This window comes from Paracoccus thiocyanatus (genome assembly GCF_900156255.1).
GTDB lineage: Bacteria > Pseudomonadota > Alphaproteobacteria > Rhodobacterales > Rhodobacteraceae > Paracoccus > Paracoccus thiocyanatus.
Genome location: NZ_FTMK01000004.1, coordinates 16,386 through 34,252 on the forward strand (window position 1 = coordinate 16,386; position 17,867 = coordinate 34,252).

Sequence of the window (17,867 nt, forward strand, 5' to 3'; positions counted from 1 at the left end):
GCGCCAGCGTCTAGGTTCACGCCATGACCCTGCTTGCGACGCTTGACGATGCCGATGCCGACCTGACCGCCTGCCTGGCGCGGGTGATGGCGGCCGTGCTGAAGCCCGGCGACGTGGTGGCCCTGCAAGGGCCGGTCGGCGCCGGCAAGACGCATTTCGCCCGCGCCTTCATCCGCGCCCGCCAGGGCGAGACGGCCGAAGAGGTACCCAGCCCCACCTTTACCCTGGTCCAGACCTATGCCGACCCGATGGGGACCGAGATCTGGCACGCTGACCTGTACCGGCTGACCCATCCCGACGAACTGGCCGAGCTTGGCCTGGACGAGGCCATGCGCGAGGCCATCGTGCTGGTCGAATGGCCCGAACATGGCAGCCCGCTGGAAGGGGCGCTGACCGTGGGGCTGGAGCCGCTGGCGGATGCGCCCGACCTGCGCCGCATCACCTTGGCCGGGTCCGAGCCGCATTGGGGCCTGATGACCCGCCTGCCGGCCATCGCCCGGCTGATCCACCGCGCCGGCTGGTCCGGGGCGCGGCTGGTCCCGCTGGCGGGCGATGCTTCGTCGCGGCGCTATTTCCGGCTGGTCGAGGATGACGGGCGCAGCGCGGTCTTGATGGATGCCTCGCCCGGCGTGACCGCGCCCTATGTCGCGATGACGCAATGGCTGCGGGCACGGGACCTGCATGCGCCGGAAATCCTGGCCACCGACCAGGCCGAGGGGCTTTTGCTGATCGAGGACCTGGGCGACGACCTGGTCGCCCGCGTGCTGGAACAGCGGCCCGAACTGGCGCCGCGCCTCTATGACCGCATGACCGACCTGTTGGTGCGGCTGCATGGCCACGAGGCACCGGATTTCGTCCCGCGCCTCGACGGGCCGGAACTGGCGCGTCAGGTGGGCCTTTTCGCCGAATACTATCCCCCCGCGGCCGGCGTGCCCGGCAAGGGGGCCGAGGTCGCCGCGGCGGTCGAACGGCTCTATGCCGAACTGGCCGCCGATATGCCGCCGGTGCTGGGCCTGCGCGATTTCCATGCCGAGAACGTGGTCTGGCGGGACGAATCGCCGCTGGGTCTGCTGGATTTCCAGGACGCGGTGGCGGTGCATCCGGCCTATGACCTGGTCTCGGCCTTGCAAGACGCCCGCCGCGACGTGTCGCCGCAGATCGAGGCGGCGCAGATCGCCCGCTACATCGCCGCAACCGGGGTGGACGAGGCACGGTTCCGCGCCGCCTATGCCCTGCTGGGCGCGCAGCGCAACCTGCGCATCATGGGCATCTTTACCCGCCTGGCGCAGCGCGAGGGCAAGCGGCGCTACCTGGCGATGATGCCGCGCGTCTGGGCGGCGATCCAGCGCGACCTGGCCCATCCGGCGCTGTCCCCCCTGGTCCAGGCGCTGGAAGGCGTCCCGGCCCCCACGCCCCAGGTGATCGAGGGCATCGCCGGATGAGCCTGCCGCTGATGATCTTTGCCGCGGGCAAGGGCACCCGCATGGCGCCGCTGACGGATACGCTGCCGAAACCGCTGATCCCGGTCGGCGGCCAGGCGCTGCTGGACCGCGCGCTGGCGCTGTCGCGGCAGGCGGGCGTTGGACGCGTGGCGGTGAACATCCACCATCTGGGCCAGCAGATCCGCGACCACCTGGCCGGGCAGGACATCGCCCTTTCCGACGAATCCGACCTGCTGCTGGAAACCGGCGGCGGCTTGCGCAAGGCGCTGCCCCTGCTTGGCCCCGGCCCCGTGGTCACGATGAACCCCGACGTGGTCTGGACCGGCCCGAACCCGGTCCGCGCGCTGCTGGACGGCTGGCGCGACGATATGGACGCGCTTCTGATGCTGGTGCCTCTGGACCGGACGCATGGCCGGCAGGGCGGCGGCGATTTCAGCCTTGATCCCGCGGACCGGCTGATCCGGGGGGGCGACCTGGTCTATGGTGGCGTGCAGATCATCCGGCCCGAACGGCTGGCCGAGATTCCCGAGCAGGTCTTCTCGCTGAACCGGCTCTGGGACCTGATGATCGCCCAGGGCCGCGCCTATGGGCTGGTCCATCCCGGCGCCTGGTGCGACGTGGGGCGCCCCGACTGCATCCCGCTGGCCGAGAGCCTGCTCGATGCCTGACTGGCAGAACGGCGTCTTTGCCCTGCCTTGCGGCGCGGATTTTGCCGGTGGCCTGGCCCAGGGGCTGATCCGGCGCATGGCGGACCGGCCGCCGCAGGACATGGCGCGCGTCACGTTCTATGCCAATTCCGGCCAGTCGCTGATGGCGCTGCGCCAGGCCTTCATCCGGCGCGGGCCGCTGCTTTTGCCGCGGCTGCGGCTGATCGCCGACCTGGGCGGCGGTTCGGCCGCGGCGCCGCTGGCCCGCCGGCTGGAGCTGGGGCGGCTGATCGACGCCGCGCTGCGCGCCGATCCCGACTTGGCGCAGGGGCAATCGGTGCCGGAACTGGCCGCCTCGCTGGCGGGCTTGATGGCCGAGATGCAGCTTGAGGGGCTGGACGCCCAGGCGCTGGACCGCATCGACGCCAGCGAACACGCCCAGCATTGGGGCCGGGCGCTAACCTTTCTGAAGATCGCCGCCGGCTATTATCTGTCCGACCCGCCGCAGGACCGCGAAGCGCGCCAGCGCATCGCGGCCGAGGCGCTGGCCGCCGCCTGGGCGCGGGGCAAGGATCTGCCGCAAGGTCCGGTGGTGGTCGCCGGCTCGACCGGCTCGCATGGCGCGACGCGGGACTTCATGCGCGCCGTCGCCCGGCTGCCGATGGGCGCGGTGGTGCTGCCGGGCTTCGACGCCGACCTGCCGCAGGCGGTCTGGGATGGGCTCGACCTTCGTTCCGAGGATCATCCGCAGGCGCGCTATGCGCCGCTGGTGGCCGAGTTCGGGCCGCCCGGCGAATGGTTGCCCGGCACCGCCCCCGACCCGGCGCGCAACCGGCTGATCTCGCTGGCGCTGCGCCCCGCGCCCGTCACCGACCAATGGATCGAGGAAGGCCCGCGCCTTGGCCCGCTGGTCCCCGCGACCGAACGCCTGACCCTGATCGAGGCCGAGCAGCCGGGGCAAGAGGCCGAGGTCGTGGCGCTGATCATCCGCGAGGCGGTCGAGCGCCGCCAGCCGGTGACGCTGATCGCCGCCGACCGGATGCTGACGCGCCGCGTGCAATCGGCGCTGGACCGCTGGGGCATCATCCCCGACGATTCCGCCGGCCAGCCCTTGCCGCTGACCGCGCCCGGCCTGTTCCTGCGCCACGTCGCCGACCTGTTCGGGGCGGAAATGATGCTGGACGCGCTTTTGGTGCTGCTGAAGCACCCGGTGACGGCGACCGGCCTGGGCCGCGACTATCGGCGCGACCACAACCGCCATGCGCGCGACCTGGAATTGCACCTGCGCCGCAACGGCCCCGCCTTTCCCGACGGCACGGCGCTGCGGACCTGGGCGGATCGCGGGGACGAAAAAAGCAAGCCCTGGGCGCTGTGGCTGGCCTCGCTTCTGGACCGGATCGTGCCGCTGGCCCAGGACCGCGCCCCGCGGCCGCTGGCGGATCGGCTGCGCGATCTGCGGGCGCTGGCCGAGGATCTGGCCGCCGGTCCGGCCGGCGATGCCGATGCCTCCGAGCTTTGGGCCAAGGCCTCGGGCGGGCTGGCGCGTTCGGTGCTGGACCACCTGGCCGCCCATGCGCATCTGGGCCACGACCTGCGGCCGGCCGAGTTCTGCGACCTGCTTTACGACGAATTGCAAGGGCAGGCCGTGCGCCAGGACGTGGCCGCGCATCCGCTGGTCCGCTTTCGCGGCCCGCGCGAGGCGCGCACCGAAGCCGTGGGCGAGGATGCCGGCCTGGTGATCCTGTCGGGGCTGAACGAGGGCGGCTGGCCGCAGGCGCTGCCCCCCGATCCGTGGCTGTCGCGGCCGATGCGGCTGGCCGCCGGGCTGACCCTGCCTGAACGCCAGGTGGGCCTGGCCGCGCATGACTTCCAGCAGGCCGTCGGCGCGGGCCAAGTGGTGCTGACCCGCGCCCGCCGCGATGCCGAGGCCGAGACCATCCCCTCGCGCTGGCTGAACCGGCTGGTGAACCTGCTGGGCGGGCTGCCCGATCAGCAGGGGCCGCAGGCGCTGGCCCAGATGCGGGATCGCGGCCGCCATTGGCTGGACCTGGCCGAGTTGCAGGCCCGGCCGCGGATGCGGCTGGCGCCGGCGTCCCGCCCCTCGCCCATCCCGCCGCCGCCGGCGCTGCGCGAACTGTCCGTGACCGAGGTCAGGACGCTGATCCGCGACCCCTATGCCGTCTATGCCCGCCGGGTGCTGGGCCTGCGCGCGCTGGACCCCTTGCGCCCCGAACCCGACGCGGCCGAGCGCGGCAATGTCCTGCATCACATCATGGACCGTTTCCTGCGCGGCCTGCCCGACCTGCCCGAGGCGCCGCAGACGATGGCGGCGCGGCTGCTTGCCCTGACCGACGCGGTGCTGGAGGCCGAGGTGCCCTGGCCCTCGGCCCGGCTGTTCTGGCGCGCGCGCATCGCCGGCATTGCCGACCGGCTGATGGCGGACGAGGCCGCAAGGCTGGCGCGCGGCCGGCCGATCCTGGTCGAAGAATATGGCGAACAGGGCATCCCCGGCCTGGATTTCCGCCTGATCGCCCGGCCCGACCGGCTGGACCTGCTGGATGACGGCCGGGTGCATGTCTATGACTACAAGTCCGGCAAGCCGCCCTCGGACAAGCAGATCGCGCATTTCGACAAGCAATTGCCGCTAGAGGCCGCCATGGTCCGGCACGGCGCCTTCAAGACGCTGGGACCGGCCGAGGTCGAGGGCATCAGCTATATCCAGCTAGGCGGCGAGGGGAAGACCGAGCCGCGCGAGTTCTCCGCGGGTTTCGCCGAGGAAACCTGGGCCGGCTTCGTCACCCTGATCCGCCGCTATCTGGGCGGCGAGCGCGGCTTTACCGCCCGGCTGGCGATGGAACGCAGCGACCACGCCAGCGATTACGACCACCTGTCGCGGCATGGCGAATGGGACACGACCGAGGTCGCGATGCCGCAGAGGTTCGGCGATGATGGATGAGGCGACGCTGGCGCAGGTGCGGGCGGCGGACCCGCATCGTTCGACCTGGCTGACGGCCAATGCCGGTTCGGGCAAGACGCGGGTGCTGACCGACCGGGTGGCGCGGCTCTTGCTGGCCGGGACCGCGCCCGAGCGCATCCTGTGCCTGACCTATACCAAGGCCGCGGCGACCGAGATGCAGAACCGCCTGTTGGCGCGGCTGGGGCAATGGGCGATGCTGCCCGAACCGGCGCTGCGCGCGGAACTGGCGCGGCTGGGCGAGGCGGGCGCCCCCGACCTGCCCGCCGCGCGCCGGCTGTTCGCCCGCGCCATCGAGACGCCGGGGGGCCTGAAAGTCCAGACCATCCACAGCTTTTGCGCCGGCGTCCTGCGCCGCTTTCCGATCGAGGCCGGGGTGCCGCACGGCTTCACCGAGCTTGACGACCGCAGCGCCGCGCTGATCCGCGCCGAGATCGTCGAGGAAATGGCCCGCGACCAGGCGCCAGAATTGCAAGACCTGCTGGCGCTGCATTCGGGCGAGCGGCTGGACGCCTTCCTTGCCGGCCTGCGGGGGTTCGAGGCTCCCGCAGACCGGGACGCGCTCTGGACTGCCTGCGGGCTGGCGCCGGGCGAGGATATGCGGGCGCTTCTGGCGCAATGCTTTGCCGAAGGCGCCACGGTCATCGCCGCGCTGGTCCCGCATCTGCTCAAGGGCAGCACCACCGACCAGAAGGCGGCGGCGAAGCTTGCGCCCGGCAACTGGGCGCAGCCGGGCCTGGCGGAACTGGCGATCCTGGAATCGGTGCTGCTGACCGGAGCGGGTGCCAAGGCGCCCTTTACCGCGAAATACGACGGCTTCCCGACCAAGGCGCTGCGAGGCGGTCCTTGCGCGGAACTGCTGGACGACCTGGCGATCCTGATGGAGCGGGTCGAGGGCGCGCGCCCGCGCCGCATCGCGCTGGCCCATGCCGAACGCACACTGGCGCTGCATCGTTTCGGCCATGCCTTTCTGGCCCGCTATCGGGCGCAGAAGGCGGCGCATGGCCGGTTGGATTTCGACGACTTGATCGACCGCACCGCGCGGCTTTTGTCGGAAAACAGCATGGCGCAATGGGTGCTGTTCCGGCTGGACGGCGGTATCGACCATATCCTGGTCGACGAGGCGCAGGACACCAGCCCGGCGCAATGGCAGGTGATCGAGCGGCTGACGGACGAGTTCACCGCCGGCCAGGGCGCGCGCGACCAGACCCGCAGCCTGTTCGTGGTGGGCGACCCGAAACAGTCGATCTACAGCTTCCAGGGCGCCGATATCGCGGTGTTCGAGGCCCGCCGCACCGGCTTTGCGCAAGCCTTCCAGGCGGTGCAGAACCCGATGCAGGTGCTGGAACTGCGGCATTCCTTCCGCAGCTCGACCGCGATCCTGTCGCTGGTCGACCAGGTCTTTGCGGGCGACGCGGCGCGCGGCCTGGGCGATCCGCCGCAGCACCGCGCCTTTCGCACCCAGATGCCGGGCCGGGTGGACCTGTGGCCGGCGATCCCCAAGCCCGAAAAGCCCGAGCCCGGCGACTGGACCGACCCGGTGGACCAGCCGGCTGAAAATTCGGAAACCGTGCAACTGGCCCGCGCCGTCGCCGATGCCGTGGGCCAGATGCTGGGCCAGCCGATCCATGACGCCAAGACCGGCGCGGTGCGCCGCATCCGCGCCGGCGACGTGCTGATCCTGGTCCAGCGCCGCTCGGAACTGTTCGCCGAGATCATCGCGGCGCTGAAATCGGCGAACCTGCCGGTGGCCGGCGCCGACCGGCTGAAGCTGGCCGGGGAAATGGCCGTGCAGGACATCCGCGCCCTGCTGTCGGTGCTGGCCACGCCCGAGGACGACCTGTCGCTGGCGGCCTGCCTGCGCTCGCCGCTGTTCGGCCTGGCCGAGGAACAGCTTTACCGCCTTGCCGCCGGGCGCAAGCGCGGCGAATACCTGTGGCGGCGGCTGCGGGAATCGTCGCATCGCCATGCGGTCGAGGTTCTGGCCGACCTGATGGGCCAGACCGGCTTCATGCGTCCCTATGACCTGGTCCAGCGCCTGCTGATCCGCCATGGCGGGCGCGAACGGCTGATCGCCCGGCTTGGCCCCGAAGCGCAGGACGGCATCGACGAATTGCTGTCGCAGGCGCTGAGCTATGAAAGCTCGGAAACGCCCTCGCTGACCGGCTTCCTGGTCTGGCTGGCCGGCGACGATGTCGAGGTCCGCCGCCAGCCCGGCTCGGCCGGGGATGGCGAGGGGCTGATCCGGGTGATGACCGTGCATGGCTCGAAAGGGCTGGAAAGCCCCATCGTCGTCATGCCCGATTGTGCGCAGCGCAAGCCCCCGCGCGAGGCGCCGGTGCTGCCCGGCCCGGACGGTCTGTCGCTGTGGCGCGGCCGCAAGGGAGAGCGGCCCGAGCCGGTCGAAGACCTGGCGGCGATGCAGACAGAGCGGCAGTTGCAGGAACGCAAGCGGCTGCTTTACGTCGGTCTGACCCGCGCCGAAAGCTGGCTGATCGTTGCCGCGGCGGGCGAGACCGGCGCGGCCGAAGATAGCTGGCACGCCATGGTCCAGGCCGGCATGGGCCGCACCGACCTGGCCCAGGCGCGCCTGCCCGCGCCCTGGGGCGGCGAGATCCTGCGGCTGGCCTTTGGCGACTGGCCCGAGGACGCGCCGCAGCCGGTGCTGGCGGAAAGGCCCGCGCTGGCCGAGCCGGACTGGCTGCGCGCCCCGCCGCCGCCGGCGCCGCCGGAAAAGCTTCGGCCCATTCCCGCGACCGCTTTGGGCGGGGCCAAGGTGATCGGTGCGCCCGGCGAAGGCGATGCCCAGGCGGCGATGCTGTTCGGCACGCGGCTGCACCTGCTGCTGGAGCATCTGCCGGGCCGCGATCCCGCCGAATGGCCGGGCCTTGCCCGCGACGTGCTGGCGGGTGCCGAGGGCGGCTTGCCCGCGTCGGGTGAACTGGCCGCCCTGCTGTCTGAGGCGCGCGCGGTGATCGAGGCCCCGGCCCTGGCCCAGGTCTTTGCGCTGTCCGAGGCGGCCGAGGTGATGGCCGAGGTGGCGCTGGCCGCGCCGCTGCCGGGCATCGGCATCCTGACCGGGGCGGTGGACCGGCTGGTGATAGAGCCGGGACGGATTGTCGCGGTGGATTACAAGTCGAACCGCGAGGTGCCGGGCACGCCGCAGGCGGTGCCGCTGGGCATCCTGCGCCAGATGGCGGCCTATCGCGCCGCGCTGCGGCTGATCTGGCCCGACAGGCGGGTCCAGGTTGCGGTGCTGTGGACCGCCGCGCGCAGCCTGATGGCGCTGCCCGACGAGTTGCTGGATGGGGTCATGGCGGGTCTTGACCCCAACCGCCCCCGTGCCTAGCTGTTGACCCATACGCCCTGCCGGCCCGCGCCGGCACATTGCAGGAGAGCCCGATGGCCAACACCCAAGCCGTTTCCGACGCCGAGTTCGACAGCGAAGTCCGTCAATCCCCGACCCCGGTCGTGGTCGATTTCTGGGCCGAATGGTGCGGGCCCTGCCGCCAGATCGGCCCCTCGTTGGAAGAGCTGGCCGCCGAATATGAAGGCCGGGTCAAGATCGTCAAGGTCAACGTGGACGAGAACCCCGAAAGCCCCGCCGCGCTTGGCGTGCGCGGCATCCCGGCGCTGTTCCTGTTCAAGGACGGCCAGGTCGTGTCGAACAAGATCGGCGCCGCGCCCAAGGCCGCGCTGAAGGCCTGGATCGACGAATCCATCTGATGCTCAGGCGCCGGGGGCGGGGCCGATCGGCCAGCCGCCCCGGCGCATCGCCGCCAGGATCCGCGCGCCAGCATCGGGCCGCGTGGCGTTGATGGCTTTTTCCTGAAGAAACCAGAACAGGTAACGGTCGAAATCCGGCGCATGGGTTTCGGCCTGCGCCAGCGCCTTGGCCGCGCCCAGTTGGGCGACGTTCAGCCCGATATGATGAAAGTCGATCTGCCCGAACAGGACAGCGGGCTTGCCCAGCAGGTAGCCGTCGAAGGCGACGGCGCTGTTCTGCGTCGCGACAAAGGCGCAATCGCGCAAAAGCCGCGTCGTGTCGCCGCCGATGGTCAGGTTCGGATGGCGCGCCGCCAGTTCGGCCAGGGCCGCATGGTCGGCAGCGTCATAGCTTTCTCTGGGATGCAGCGTGGCGATGGTGGGCCGGCCGGTGGCGGCGACCGCGCCCAGCATCTTGACCGGGCTCATGGTCTGGAAGGACCGGCAGCGGCGGATATGGCCTTGCAGCGGCACCAGCACCGTGTCGCCGCGCCGGGGCGGCGGGCCGGGCAAGACGCGGGCGCGCAGCCGGTCGGCAAAGCTGCGCGCGGCATCGGGGTCGATCGTCGCGGGATCGTGGCGGGCCTGCGCCACGGCAAAGCGCCAGCGTTGCGCCGCCGGCTCGATTTGCCAGAACGGGTAGTGATAGGCGCGGCGAAAGGTCAGGGCGCGGGCATGGGTCGGCGCCTGCATGTGAAACAGCGCATAGCCGTCACGCAGGGGCGCGGCCGTGCGGGCCATGGCGCCGGTCCGGTGCCATTCGACGCGCCAGCCCGCGCCCTCGACCGCCCGGCGCAGCACATTCATGAAGTTGAAGCTGCCCGCCCGCGCCGTTTCCAGCATCGAGCCTTCCAGGTAGACGCGCAGGACGGGGGCGTGGGTCATGGCCGGCACGCTAGCGGCTGGCGCGGCGTGGCGGAAGGGGGCGGGTTGCGAAAGCGCCGCCCGGCCCATATCTGACCCGGCAAGGCGAGAGATCGGAGAGAACCATGTCCGAAGACAGATTTCCCGGCTGGCACGGCACCACCATCCTGGCCGTGCGGCGCGCGGGCCGCGTGGTCGTTGCCGGTGACGGCCAGGTCAGCGTCGGCCAGACGGTGATGAAGGGCACGGCCCGCAAGGTGCGCCGGCTGAGTCCCGGCGGCCATGACGTGGTGGTGGGCTTTGCCGGCTCGACCGCCGACGCCTTCACCCTGCTGGAGCGGCTGGAGAAGAAGCTGGAGGCCGCGCCCGGCCAATTGGCGCGGGCCTGCGTCGAACTGGCCAAGGATTGGCGCATGGACAAATACCTGCGCAACCTGGAGGCGATGCTGATCGTCACCGACGGCAAGGATATCTTCGTCGTCACCGGGGCCGGCGACGTGCTGGAGCCCGAACATGACGTGGCCGCCATCGGTTCGGGCGGGAATTACGCCCTGGCCGCGGCGCGCGGGCTGATGGAGGGCGACCTGGACGCCGAGGCGGTGGCGCGCAAGGCCATGGCGATCGCCGCCGATATCTGCGTCTATACCAATGGCAACCTGACGGTCGAGGTTCTGGGCTAGCAAGGAGGGGCTTTGCCCCTCGGCCCTGGCGGGCCTCACCCCAGGGTATTTGCACAACGGAGAAAGCCGGCGCAGGGCGGCAGTCGGGGCGGCGGCTTGGTTGAAACGCGGACCGGCCGGCTTTAAGTGATGCGGAAATGAGACAGGAGCCCCGAATGTCCGACCTGACCCCGCGCGAGATCGTGTCCGAACTGGATCGCTTTATCATCGGGCAAAGGGATGCCAAGCGCGCCGTGGCCGTGGCCCTGCGCAACCGCTGGCGCCGGCGGCAGCTGGGCGACGACCTGCGCGACGAGGTCTATCCCAAGAACATCCTGATGATCGGTCCGACCGGCGTCGGCAAGACCGAGATCAGCCGCCGGCTGGCCAAGCTGGCCCGCGCGCCCTTCCTGAAGGTCGAGGCGACGAAGTTCACCGAGGTGGGCTATGTCGGCCGCGATGTCGAGCAGATCATCCGCGACCTGACCGACGCCGCCGTCATCGAGACCCGCGAACGCATGCGCGAGGAGGTCAAGGCGCGCGCCCATAAATCCGCCGAGGAGCGGGTCGTCGCCGCCCTGGCCGGCGAGGGTGCGCGCGAGCAGACCCGCGAGATGTTCCGCGACAAGCTCAAGCGCGGCGAATTGGACGACACGGTGATCGAACTGGAGGTGCAGGACAATTCCAGCCCCTTCGGCATGATGGAGATGCCGGGCCAGCCCGGCCAGCCCATGGGCGGGATGATGGACCTGTCGGGGCTGATGAAGGCATTCGGCGGGCGCCGGGTGCGGCGCAAGGTGACGGTGGCGGAAAGCTATGAGCTGCTGATCGCCGAGGAGGCCGACAAGCTTCTGGACGACGAGGCCGTGAAGGCCGCCGCGCTGGAGGCGGTGCAGGAAAACGGCATCGTCTTCATCGACGAGATCGACAAGGTTGCCGCGCGGACCGATGCCCGCGGCGGCGATGTTTCCCGCGAAGGGGTGCAGCGGGACCTGTTGCCGCTGATCGAGGGCACGGCGGTTTCCACGAAATACGGGCCGGTCAGGACCGATCATATCCTGTTCATCGCCAGCGGTGCGTTCCACATAGCCAAGCCCTCGGACCTCTTGCCCGAGCTTCAGGGCCGGCTGCCGATCCGGGTCGAGCTGCGCGCGCTGACCGAGGAGGATTTCGTGCGCATCCTGACCGAGACCGACAACGCCCTGACCCGGCAATATACCGCGCTGATGGCGACCGAAGGTGTGGTGGTCCAGTTCACCGAGGATGGCATCCAGGCCCTGGCCCGCATCGCGGCCGAGGTGAACGGCTCGGTCGAGAATATCGGCGCGCGGCGGCTTTACACGGTGATGGAGCGGGTGTTCGAGGAACTGTCCTTCAGCGCCCCGGACCGTTCGGGCGAGCAGGTGGTCGTGGACGGGGCCTTTGTCGAGCGGCATCTGGGCGATCTGGCACGCTCGGCCGACCTGTCGCGCTATGTGCTTTAGGGAACCGCGGCGGCTGGCTGCCGTTGTGAAATGGCATAACGGCCGGGGGCACGCATGGGATATCTTTTCGGCATCATCGTCTTTGTTCTGGATGTCTGGGCCATCGCCTCGATCATCAACACCAACGAGACCATGACCACCAAGCTGATCTGGATCGCACTGGTGGCGATCCTGCCGGTGCTGGGCTTTATCATCTGGTGGTTCGCGGGACCCAAGGCGAATTACGGCTAGGGTCTTTTCCGCCGCGACCGGCGGTGGCATTGTGCCCCGCAAGTCGGAAGGGCGGGGGACATGCCAGGGCGGATCGTTGTTGCGCTGTTGCTGCTGCTGGCGGCCTGCGCGCCGCGGGGCGCGATCACCGTCGCCCCCCAGGCGGGGCAGGTGGGAACCGTGGAGCGCATCTATGTCGCCTCCAACCGCAGCCCAGCGGGCAGCCGGCAGGAAGAGGTCAGCTTTGGCCGCGTCGATGTCGCGGTGCCGCCGCAGCGGCTGCCCGGATCGATCACCTATCCGCGGCCGGGCGCCGTTCCCGATCCGCAGCGGGATTTCCTGGTCGCGGAATATGCCCGCTTTGCCCGGCCCAGGGATTTCCGGGCCGAGCTGCGCCAGGCCATCGCCGCTCGGGCGCCGGGCGACCGCGACGTGGTGCTGTTCATCCATGGCTATAACAACACCTTCGCCGAGGGGCTGTATCGTTTTGCCCAGATCGAGCATGATCTGAACCTGCCCGGCGTGCCGATGCATTTCTCGTGGCCGTCGCGCGGGCAGCCGCTGGCCTATGCGGCGGATCGCGACAGCGTGCTTTATTCGCGCGACGGGCTGGAGCGCAGCATCGAGATCGCCGCCCAGGCGGGCGGCAAGACGATCCTGGTCGCGCATTCCATGGGCGCGGCCCTGTTGATGGAAAGCCTGCGCCAGATGGCCATCGCCGGCAAGCGCGACACCCTGGACCGGATCGGCGCGGTGGTGCTGCTGTCGCCCGATATCGACGTGGGGCTGTTTCGCATGCAGGTCCGCGCCATCGGACGGCTGCCGCAGCCTTTCGTCATCTTCACCTCGGGGCGCGACCGGGCGCTTAATCTTTCGGCGCTGATCTCGGCCGAGCCGGTGCGGCTGGGCAATCTGACCGATGCGGGGCCGGTGGCCGACCTGCCGGTCACTTTGGTCGATGTCGGGGCCTTTTCGACCGGGGACGGGCATTTCAACGTCGCGACCTCGCCGGCGCTCTTGCGCATCCTGTCCCAGGCGCAGGCGCTGAACAGCGGGTTTTCCGCGGATGTGGGCGGCGGGGTCGGGCCGCTGACCCGCGCCGCGCTTCATGCCGAGCAGGCGGCGCGGATCGTGATCTCGCCGGCCTTCTAGCGGCGCAGATAGACGTAATAGGCGCCTTCGCCGCCATGGCGGCGATGTGCGGGACGGACTTGCAGCACCGCGGCATTCAGCGGCGGCATGTGCAGCCAATGCGGCACGGTGTGGCGCAGCGCGCCGGGGCGGACCGGCAGCGGTGCATCGGGGCCGGCGCCGCGGCCCTTGCCGGTGATGACCAGCACCAGCCGGCGGCCATCGGCGCGGGCCTGCATGACGAAACGGGTCAGGACCGGCTGGGCCACGGCCAAGGTCATCCCATGCAGGTCGATGCGCGCCTCGGGCGCAAGCTTGCCGCGGCTCATCTGGCGATGGGTCTTGTGATCCATGCGCAAGGGCTGGGCGTGCAGCGCCTGGGGCAGGGGCGGGGACAGGTCAACGCGGGTCGAGCCCCCGCCGGAGCGCGCGCCCAGCCGCAGATCCGCCAGCGGCAAGGGGGCCGGCTGGGACACGGCAGGCGGCTTTTTCAGCGGCGGTGGTTCGGGCGCCGGCTGGGCCTGTTTGCGGGCCGGGTGCAGCGGAACGGCGGTCGAGGCGACACGGGACCAAAGGGTCTTGTCCTCGGCCGAAAGTCCGCGCCGCCGTGCCATGGCTCAGGCCGTGGCGACAAGCTGCCAGTTCGGGTCGTCCTGACCCATCCGGCGGGCGAAGGTCCAGATATCGCGCTGCTTGCGCGATGCCTTGGGATCGCCCTCGACCACGTTGCCGTCGGCGTCGCGGGTGGCGACGATCATCTCGCCGACGAAGCGCACCGAAAGTTCGGCCATGCCGGTCGCGGGGGTGAACTCGGCCCCGGCCAGCGCGGTTTCGCGCGTGCCCAGGAATTGCGCCTCGGTGGTCAGGTTGCGCGCCTTGCGGTCCTGGATCACCGATTCAAAGGCTTCGGCCACCGGCGGTGCCAGAAAGCCCCGCACCTCGGAAAGATCGCCGCGCTCAAAGGCCATCAGGATCATTTCATAGGCGGATTTGGCGCCCGACAGGAACGGCCCCACGGCGAAATCGGGTTCGACCCGTTTCATCTCGGCCAGGGCCAGGGCGGGGGGGCTGCCGGGTTCGGCATGGTCGGAAATGTCGGTATCCGCCGGCTCGGCGGTGCCGTCGATCACGTCGAAGCGGTGACGCTGCACCGGCTCTTCGGGCACGCGCGGCGGCTCGAATCCGTCGCGGGTGCCAAGAACCCCGCGCAGGCGCAGGATCAGGAACACGGCGATCGCCGCGAGAACAAGCAATTGCAGCAGGGGGTTCGACATCAACGGACCTAAGCTTTGTATCGGCGCTTCCGCATGCTTATGTAGGGTGAGGACCGGCCCAAGTCCAGTTTGGTGCCGGGAAATAGAGCTGCCCGGAGGAAAAAGCCGTCATGTGGCTGTTGCTGCCCTTTGTGATCCTGCCCATCGTCGAGATCGCGCTGTTCATCCAGGTGGGGGGCGCGATCGGCGTCCTGCCCACCATCGCGCTGGTCTTGGCCTCGGCCCTGGCCGGGGTGGCGGTCATGCGCCGCCAGGGCGCGCGCGCGGCGCTGGACGTGCAGCGCGCCATGCAGGATTTTCGCGATCCCGGCCGGCCGATGGCCCATGGCGCGCTGGTCATGATCGGCGGGCTGCTGATGGTGGTGCCGGGCCTGTTCACCAGCGCCCTGGGGCTTTTGCTGCTGATTGCGCCGCTGCGCAGCCTGATCCTGCGGCGGATGGCCCGGCGGATGCGGGTTTCGGGCGCCGGTTACAGCTATAGCCGCACCTATGGCGCCGAGGCTGATTTCGGCGCCGATCCGACCGGATTTCGCCGCGGGCCCGGCTGGAGCGACCAGGGCGCGATCGACGGGGAATATTCGGTTCAGGACGACCCGCCCGGTCCCGTCCGCGATGGGCTGACCGACCAGACCGAACCGCCTGCGGGCCGGCGCGGCAACTCGGGCTGGACCCGGCATTGAGCGCCGGGTCGGGGGGTGCTAGAAACCCTCCAGATCCGAGGAGAATGCGATGAGCGACGACAACAACAGCGGCGCGGCCGCGCCTGCGCCGCAGACCGGCGAACAGCCGGCCGTGCGGTTGCAGATCCTGACCCAATATATCCGCGACCTGTCCTTTGAGAACGCGGTGGCGCAAAAGGGCCTGCCCTCGGGCGAGGTGCAGCCGGAAATCAGCGTCCAGGTCAGCCTTGACGCCCGCAAGCGCCCGACCGAGCACCAGTACGAAGTGATCAGCAAGTTTCGCGTCCAATCCGCCAATGCCAGCGACAAGTCGCCGCTGTTTCTGTGCGAACTGGACTATGGCGGCGTCTTTCACGTCGAGGGCGTCCCCGAGGACCAGCTGCATCCGTTCCTGATGATCGAATGCCCGCGGATGATGTTCCCCTTTGTGCGGCGCATCGTGTCGGACATGACCCGCGACGGCGGCTTCCCGCCCTTCAACATGGACCCGGTGGATTTCGTGGCGCTGTATCGCCAGGAAATCGCGCGGCGTGCCCAGGCCCAGCGTCCCGCCGACCAGCCGCTGTCCTAAGTCACTTCTGCGTGACTGCGCCGATCCGGCCCGCGGTTTCCCGACCGCGGGCCTTTTCCTGTCCGCCTTGCGGGTCGATCCGGTGCTGGCGCGGCCGCCGCCCGGCGGCTAGCTTGCGCCTGAGAAGACGGAGGAAACGGCATGGCGAACCGCGGGCGGGCTTGGCAAAGGATGCTGTCGGGGCGCAGGCTGGACCTTCTTGACCCGACGCCCATGGACATCGAAATCGGCGACATTGCCCATGGCCTGGCCTTTGTCGCGCGCTGGAACGGCCAGACCCGCGGCGACTGGGCCTATAGCGTCGCCGAGCATTCGCTGCTGGTCGAGGAAATCCACGCCCGCAGCCAACCTGATTGCGACCCGCGCTGGCAGTTGGCCGCGCTGCTGCATGATGCGCCGGAATATGTGATCGGGGACATGATTTCCCCGGTCAAGGCGGCGCTGGGGCGCGAATATGGCGAAATGGACGCGCGATTGGCGGCGGCCATCCACCGGCGCTTTGGCTTGCCCGCGCAATTGCCGGCGGCGGTCAAGCGCGGCATCAAGCGCGCCGACCGGATATCGGCCCGGCTGGAGGCCATCCAGATCGCCGGTTTCTCTCAGGCCGAGGCCGACCGGCTTTTTCCCGTTCCCCGCCCCGAACTGTTGCAGGGGCTGGAAATACGGCTGCGGCCGCCAGCGGAAACGCGCAATGCATATCTGTCGCGCTTTTCCCAGCTTATCGCGGAAATCGACGAAAAGCCCTGCGCGTAAAAAACCCCGCATCAAGGATGCGGGGCATGGATCAGATTTCCAGGTCTTCCAGCTTTCTGCCGGTGTCCAGGGCTTCCTGGATCCAGCGTGGCTTGCGGCCGCGGCCGGTCCAGGTCTGTTCCGGGGCGGCGGGATTGGCATATTTGGGCGCCACCTTGCCCCGCGCCGGTTTGGCGGTGGTCAGATCGGCCAGGTTGAAGCCAAATTCGCGCGCGGCGCTTTCCGCGGCGGCCAGCGCTTCGCGCTTGCGACGATCCTCGAAGGTGGAAATGGCGCGATCGAGCTTGTTACGCAGATCACGAAGTTCGCGCAAGGACATGGCGTCCAGTTCAATGCTCATCTCGTTTATCCTTGGTTCTTGCCATATGTGCCCCTCAATATTTCCATTCCAATATGAAATGCAATAACTTTCGAGAAGCGGTTATTAACGCGGGCTGCGCTTGGCCAAAATCCGCTGCAAGGTTCGCCGATGCATATGCAGGCGCCGCGCCGTTTCGCTGACATTGCGGTCGCATTGTTCATAAACGCGCTGGATATGTTCCCAGCGCACCCGGTCAGCGGACATCGGCGTTTCTGGCGGGGGCGGCAAGGTATCGCCCCGCGCCAGCAGCGCACGGGTCACGTCATCGGCATCCGCCGGTTTCGACAGGTAATCCGTCGCGCCCATCTTGACCGCGGCCACCGCGGTCGCAATCGCGCCATAGCCGGTCAGCACCACGATGCGGACATCCTCGCGCGCTTCGCGCAGGGCATCGACGACATCAAGCCCATTCCCATCCTCAAGCCGCAGATCGACCACCGCATGGGCCGGGGCATGTGCCGCGACCGCGGCGCGCGCCTCGGCGACCGAAGCGGCGCGGGTAACGGCGAAGCCGCGTTTTTCCATGGCACGGGCCAGACGGTTCAGAAAGATCTCGTCGTCGTCCACCAGCAGCAGGCTGGGGTCGGGCCCGATTTGGTAATCTTCTGCCATATTCTCTTGCCCTTGAAAGTTCACTGTTGATTAGAGTGTTTCGGCCATCCGGTCAAACCCGGCATCTGACGCTGCGTCAATGAAACAGGCGGCGCATTCTGCCCAAGGCAAGGCGGAAAACGCGGGACCGAAAGATCGACAGTGTCGATGCCGGGAATCACAAGATAGGGATCAACCGCCGGATCGACCAGAGAGGCGTGGCGATTTTCCCCGCGAATTCCGCGGCAATGGGATTGCACGATATTACCGCGGCGATTTCGGCCGCGGTTCCGTCCAGGCTGTCGCCGTGCCGGCGAAGGCCCCGGATTAACCCGCCCCGCGGACCTGCCCAGTCCCTTGCCGATGACGGCAAGGTGACAAAACTGGACGGGTCCGTTCATTCCCATCTTCACAACTCCGAATGTCTGAACGCATTGATTGCCTATCTGGCGCTCGTTATC

The 17,867-nt window shown here is 69.3% G+C and carries 17 protein-coding genes; 12 read left to right on the forward strand and 5 right to left on the reverse strand.

What is annotated here, in order from left to right:
- The first annotated feature begins 23 nt into the window (after positions 1 to 23).
- Genes tsaE through trxA form a run of 5 tightly spaced genes read left to right on the forward strand, consistent with a single transcriptional unit; the run spans position 24 to position 8,789 of the window.
- Positions 24 to 1,442, forward strand: a complete 1,419-nt coding sequence (tsaE, locus tag F3H32_RS04220; protein WP_149764685.1) for a tRNA (adenosine(37)-N6)-threonylcarbamoyltransferase complex ATPase subunit type 1 TsaE — start codon at positions 24 to 26, stop codon at positions 1,440 to 1,442.
- Positions 1,439 to 2,110 (forward strand): nucleotidyltransferase family protein, encoded by a 672-nt coding sequence (locus tag F3H32_RS04225; RefSeq protein WP_188128582.1) that lies wholly within the window; start codon positions 1,439 to 1,441, stop codon positions 2,108 to 2,110. The genes tsaE and F3H32_RS04225 overlap by 4 nt, the downstream gene beginning before the upstream one ends.
- Positions 2,103 to 5,045 (forward strand): double-strand break repair protein AddB, encoded by a 2,943-nt coding sequence (addB, locus tag F3H32_RS04230; RefSeq protein ID WP_149764687.1) that lies wholly within the window; start codon positions 2,103 to 2,105, stop codon positions 5,043 to 5,045. Before F3H32_RS04225 ends, addB begins: the two co-directional genes overlap by 8 nt.
- Entirely contained in the window at positions 5,035 to 8,412 is a 3,378-nt protein-coding gene (gene addA, locus F3H32_RS04235; protein WP_149764689.1) for a double-strand break repair helicase AddA, read from the forward strand. Before addB ends, addA begins: the two co-directional genes overlap by 11 nt.
- A gap of 53 nt (positions 8,413 to 8,465) precedes the next feature.
- Positions 8,466 to 8,789 (forward strand): thioredoxin, encoded by a 324-nt coding sequence (gene trxA, locus F3H32_RS04240; RefSeq protein WP_011749068.1) that lies wholly within the window; start codon positions 8,466 to 8,468, stop codon positions 8,787 to 8,789.
- Positions 8,790 to 8,792: 3 nt separating this feature from the next.
- Here trxA and F3H32_RS04245 read toward each other — a convergent pair whose 3' ends face one another.
- Positions 8,793 to 9,713, reverse strand: a complete 921-nt coding sequence (locus F3H32_RS04245; RefSeq protein WP_149764691.1) for a hypothetical protein — start codon at positions 9,711 to 9,713, stop codon at positions 8,793 to 8,795.
- A gap of 104 nt (positions 9,714 to 9,817) precedes the next feature.
- On the opposite strand from F3H32_RS04245, the gene hslV reads away from it, so the two are divergent.
- From hslV to F3H32_RS04265, 4 genes are all read left to right on the forward strand, one after another.
- Positions 9,818 to 10,372, forward strand: coding sequence for an ATP-dependent protease subunit HslV (gene hslV / locus F3H32_RS04250; protein ID WP_149764693.1), 555 nt, complete (start codon positions 9,818 to 9,820; stop codon positions 10,370 to 10,372).
- A 155-nt stretch (positions 10,373 to 10,527) separates the two neighbouring features.
- The gene (gene hslU / locus F3H32_RS04255; protein ID WP_149764695.1) at positions 10,528 to 11,835 is read left to right on the forward strand and encodes an ATP-dependent protease ATPase subunit HslU; all 1,308 of its coding nucleotides are present in this window, start codon (positions 10,528 to 10,530) and stop codon (positions 11,833 to 11,835) included.
- A gap of 54 nt (positions 11,836 to 11,889) precedes the next feature.
- A complete protein-coding gene (locus F3H32_RS04260) occupies positions 11,890 to 12,066 on the forward strand; it encodes a PLD nuclease N-terminal domain-containing protein (RefSeq protein WP_115755641.1) in 177 nt (58 codons plus the stop codon).
- A 60-nt stretch (positions 12,067 to 12,126) separates the two neighbouring features.
- Positions 12,127 to 13,197: an alpha/beta hydrolase gene (locus F3H32_RS04265; protein WP_149764697.1), complete on the forward strand. Its 1,071-nt coding sequence runs from the start codon at positions 12,127 to 12,129 to the stop codon at positions 13,195 to 13,197.
- Here the strand turns inward: F3H32_RS04265 and F3H32_RS04270 are convergent.
- Positions 13,194 to 13,790 carry a Smr/MutS family protein gene (locus tag F3H32_RS04270; RefSeq protein WP_149764699.1) on the reverse strand — a complete coding sequence of 199 codons (597 nt, stop codon included), beginning with the start codon at positions 13,788 to 13,790 and terminating at the stop codon, positions 13,194 to 13,196. The genes F3H32_RS04265 and F3H32_RS04270 overlap by 4 nt on opposite strands.
- 3 nt (positions 13,791 to 13,793) lie before the next feature.
- Positions 13,794 to 14,450: a Tim44/TimA family putative adaptor protein gene (locus F3H32_RS04275; protein ID WP_149764700.1), complete on the reverse strand. Its 657-nt coding sequence runs from the start codon at positions 14,448 to 14,450 to the stop codon at positions 13,794 to 13,796.
- A 110-nt stretch (positions 14,451 to 14,560) separates the two neighbouring features.
- Here F3H32_RS04275 and F3H32_RS04280 point away from each other — a divergent pair, with 110 nt between their 5' ends.
- The 3 genes from F3H32_RS04280 (at position 14,561) to F3H32_RS04290 (ending at position 16,454) form a co-directional block, all read left to right on the forward strand.
- On the forward strand, positions 14,561 to 15,130 hold the full coding sequence (locus F3H32_RS04280; protein WP_149764701.1) for an FxsA family protein: 570 nt from the start codon (positions 14,561 to 14,563) through the stop codon (positions 15,128 to 15,130).
- A 49-nt stretch (positions 15,131 to 15,179) separates the two neighbouring features.
- Complete coding sequence (gene secB / locus F3H32_RS04285) at positions 15,180 to 15,701, forward strand: protein-export chaperone SecB (protein ID WP_149764703.1); 522 nt, start codon at positions 15,180 to 15,182, stop codon at positions 15,699 to 15,701.
- Between the two features lie 141 nt (positions 15,702 to 15,842).
- Positions 15,843 to 16,454, forward strand: a complete 612-nt coding sequence (locus tag F3H32_RS04290; protein WP_149764705.1) for an HD domain-containing protein — start codon at positions 15,843 to 15,845, stop codon at positions 16,452 to 16,454.
- Between the two features lie 31 nt (positions 16,455 to 16,485).
- On the opposite strand, the gene F3H32_RS04295 is transcribed toward F3H32_RS04290, so the two are convergent.
- Positions 16,486 to 16,794, reverse strand: coding sequence for an H-NS histone family protein (locus F3H32_RS04295; protein ID WP_149764707.1), 309 nt, complete (start codon positions 16,792 to 16,794; stop codon positions 16,486 to 16,488).
- 84 nt (positions 16,795 to 16,878) lie between these two features.
- Entirely contained in the window at positions 16,879 to 17,427 is a 549-nt protein-coding gene (locus tag F3H32_RS04300) for an ActR/PrrA/RegA family redox response regulator transcription factor (protein WP_115756726.1), read from the reverse strand.
- Positions 17,428 to 17,867 lie beyond the last annotated feature (440 nt).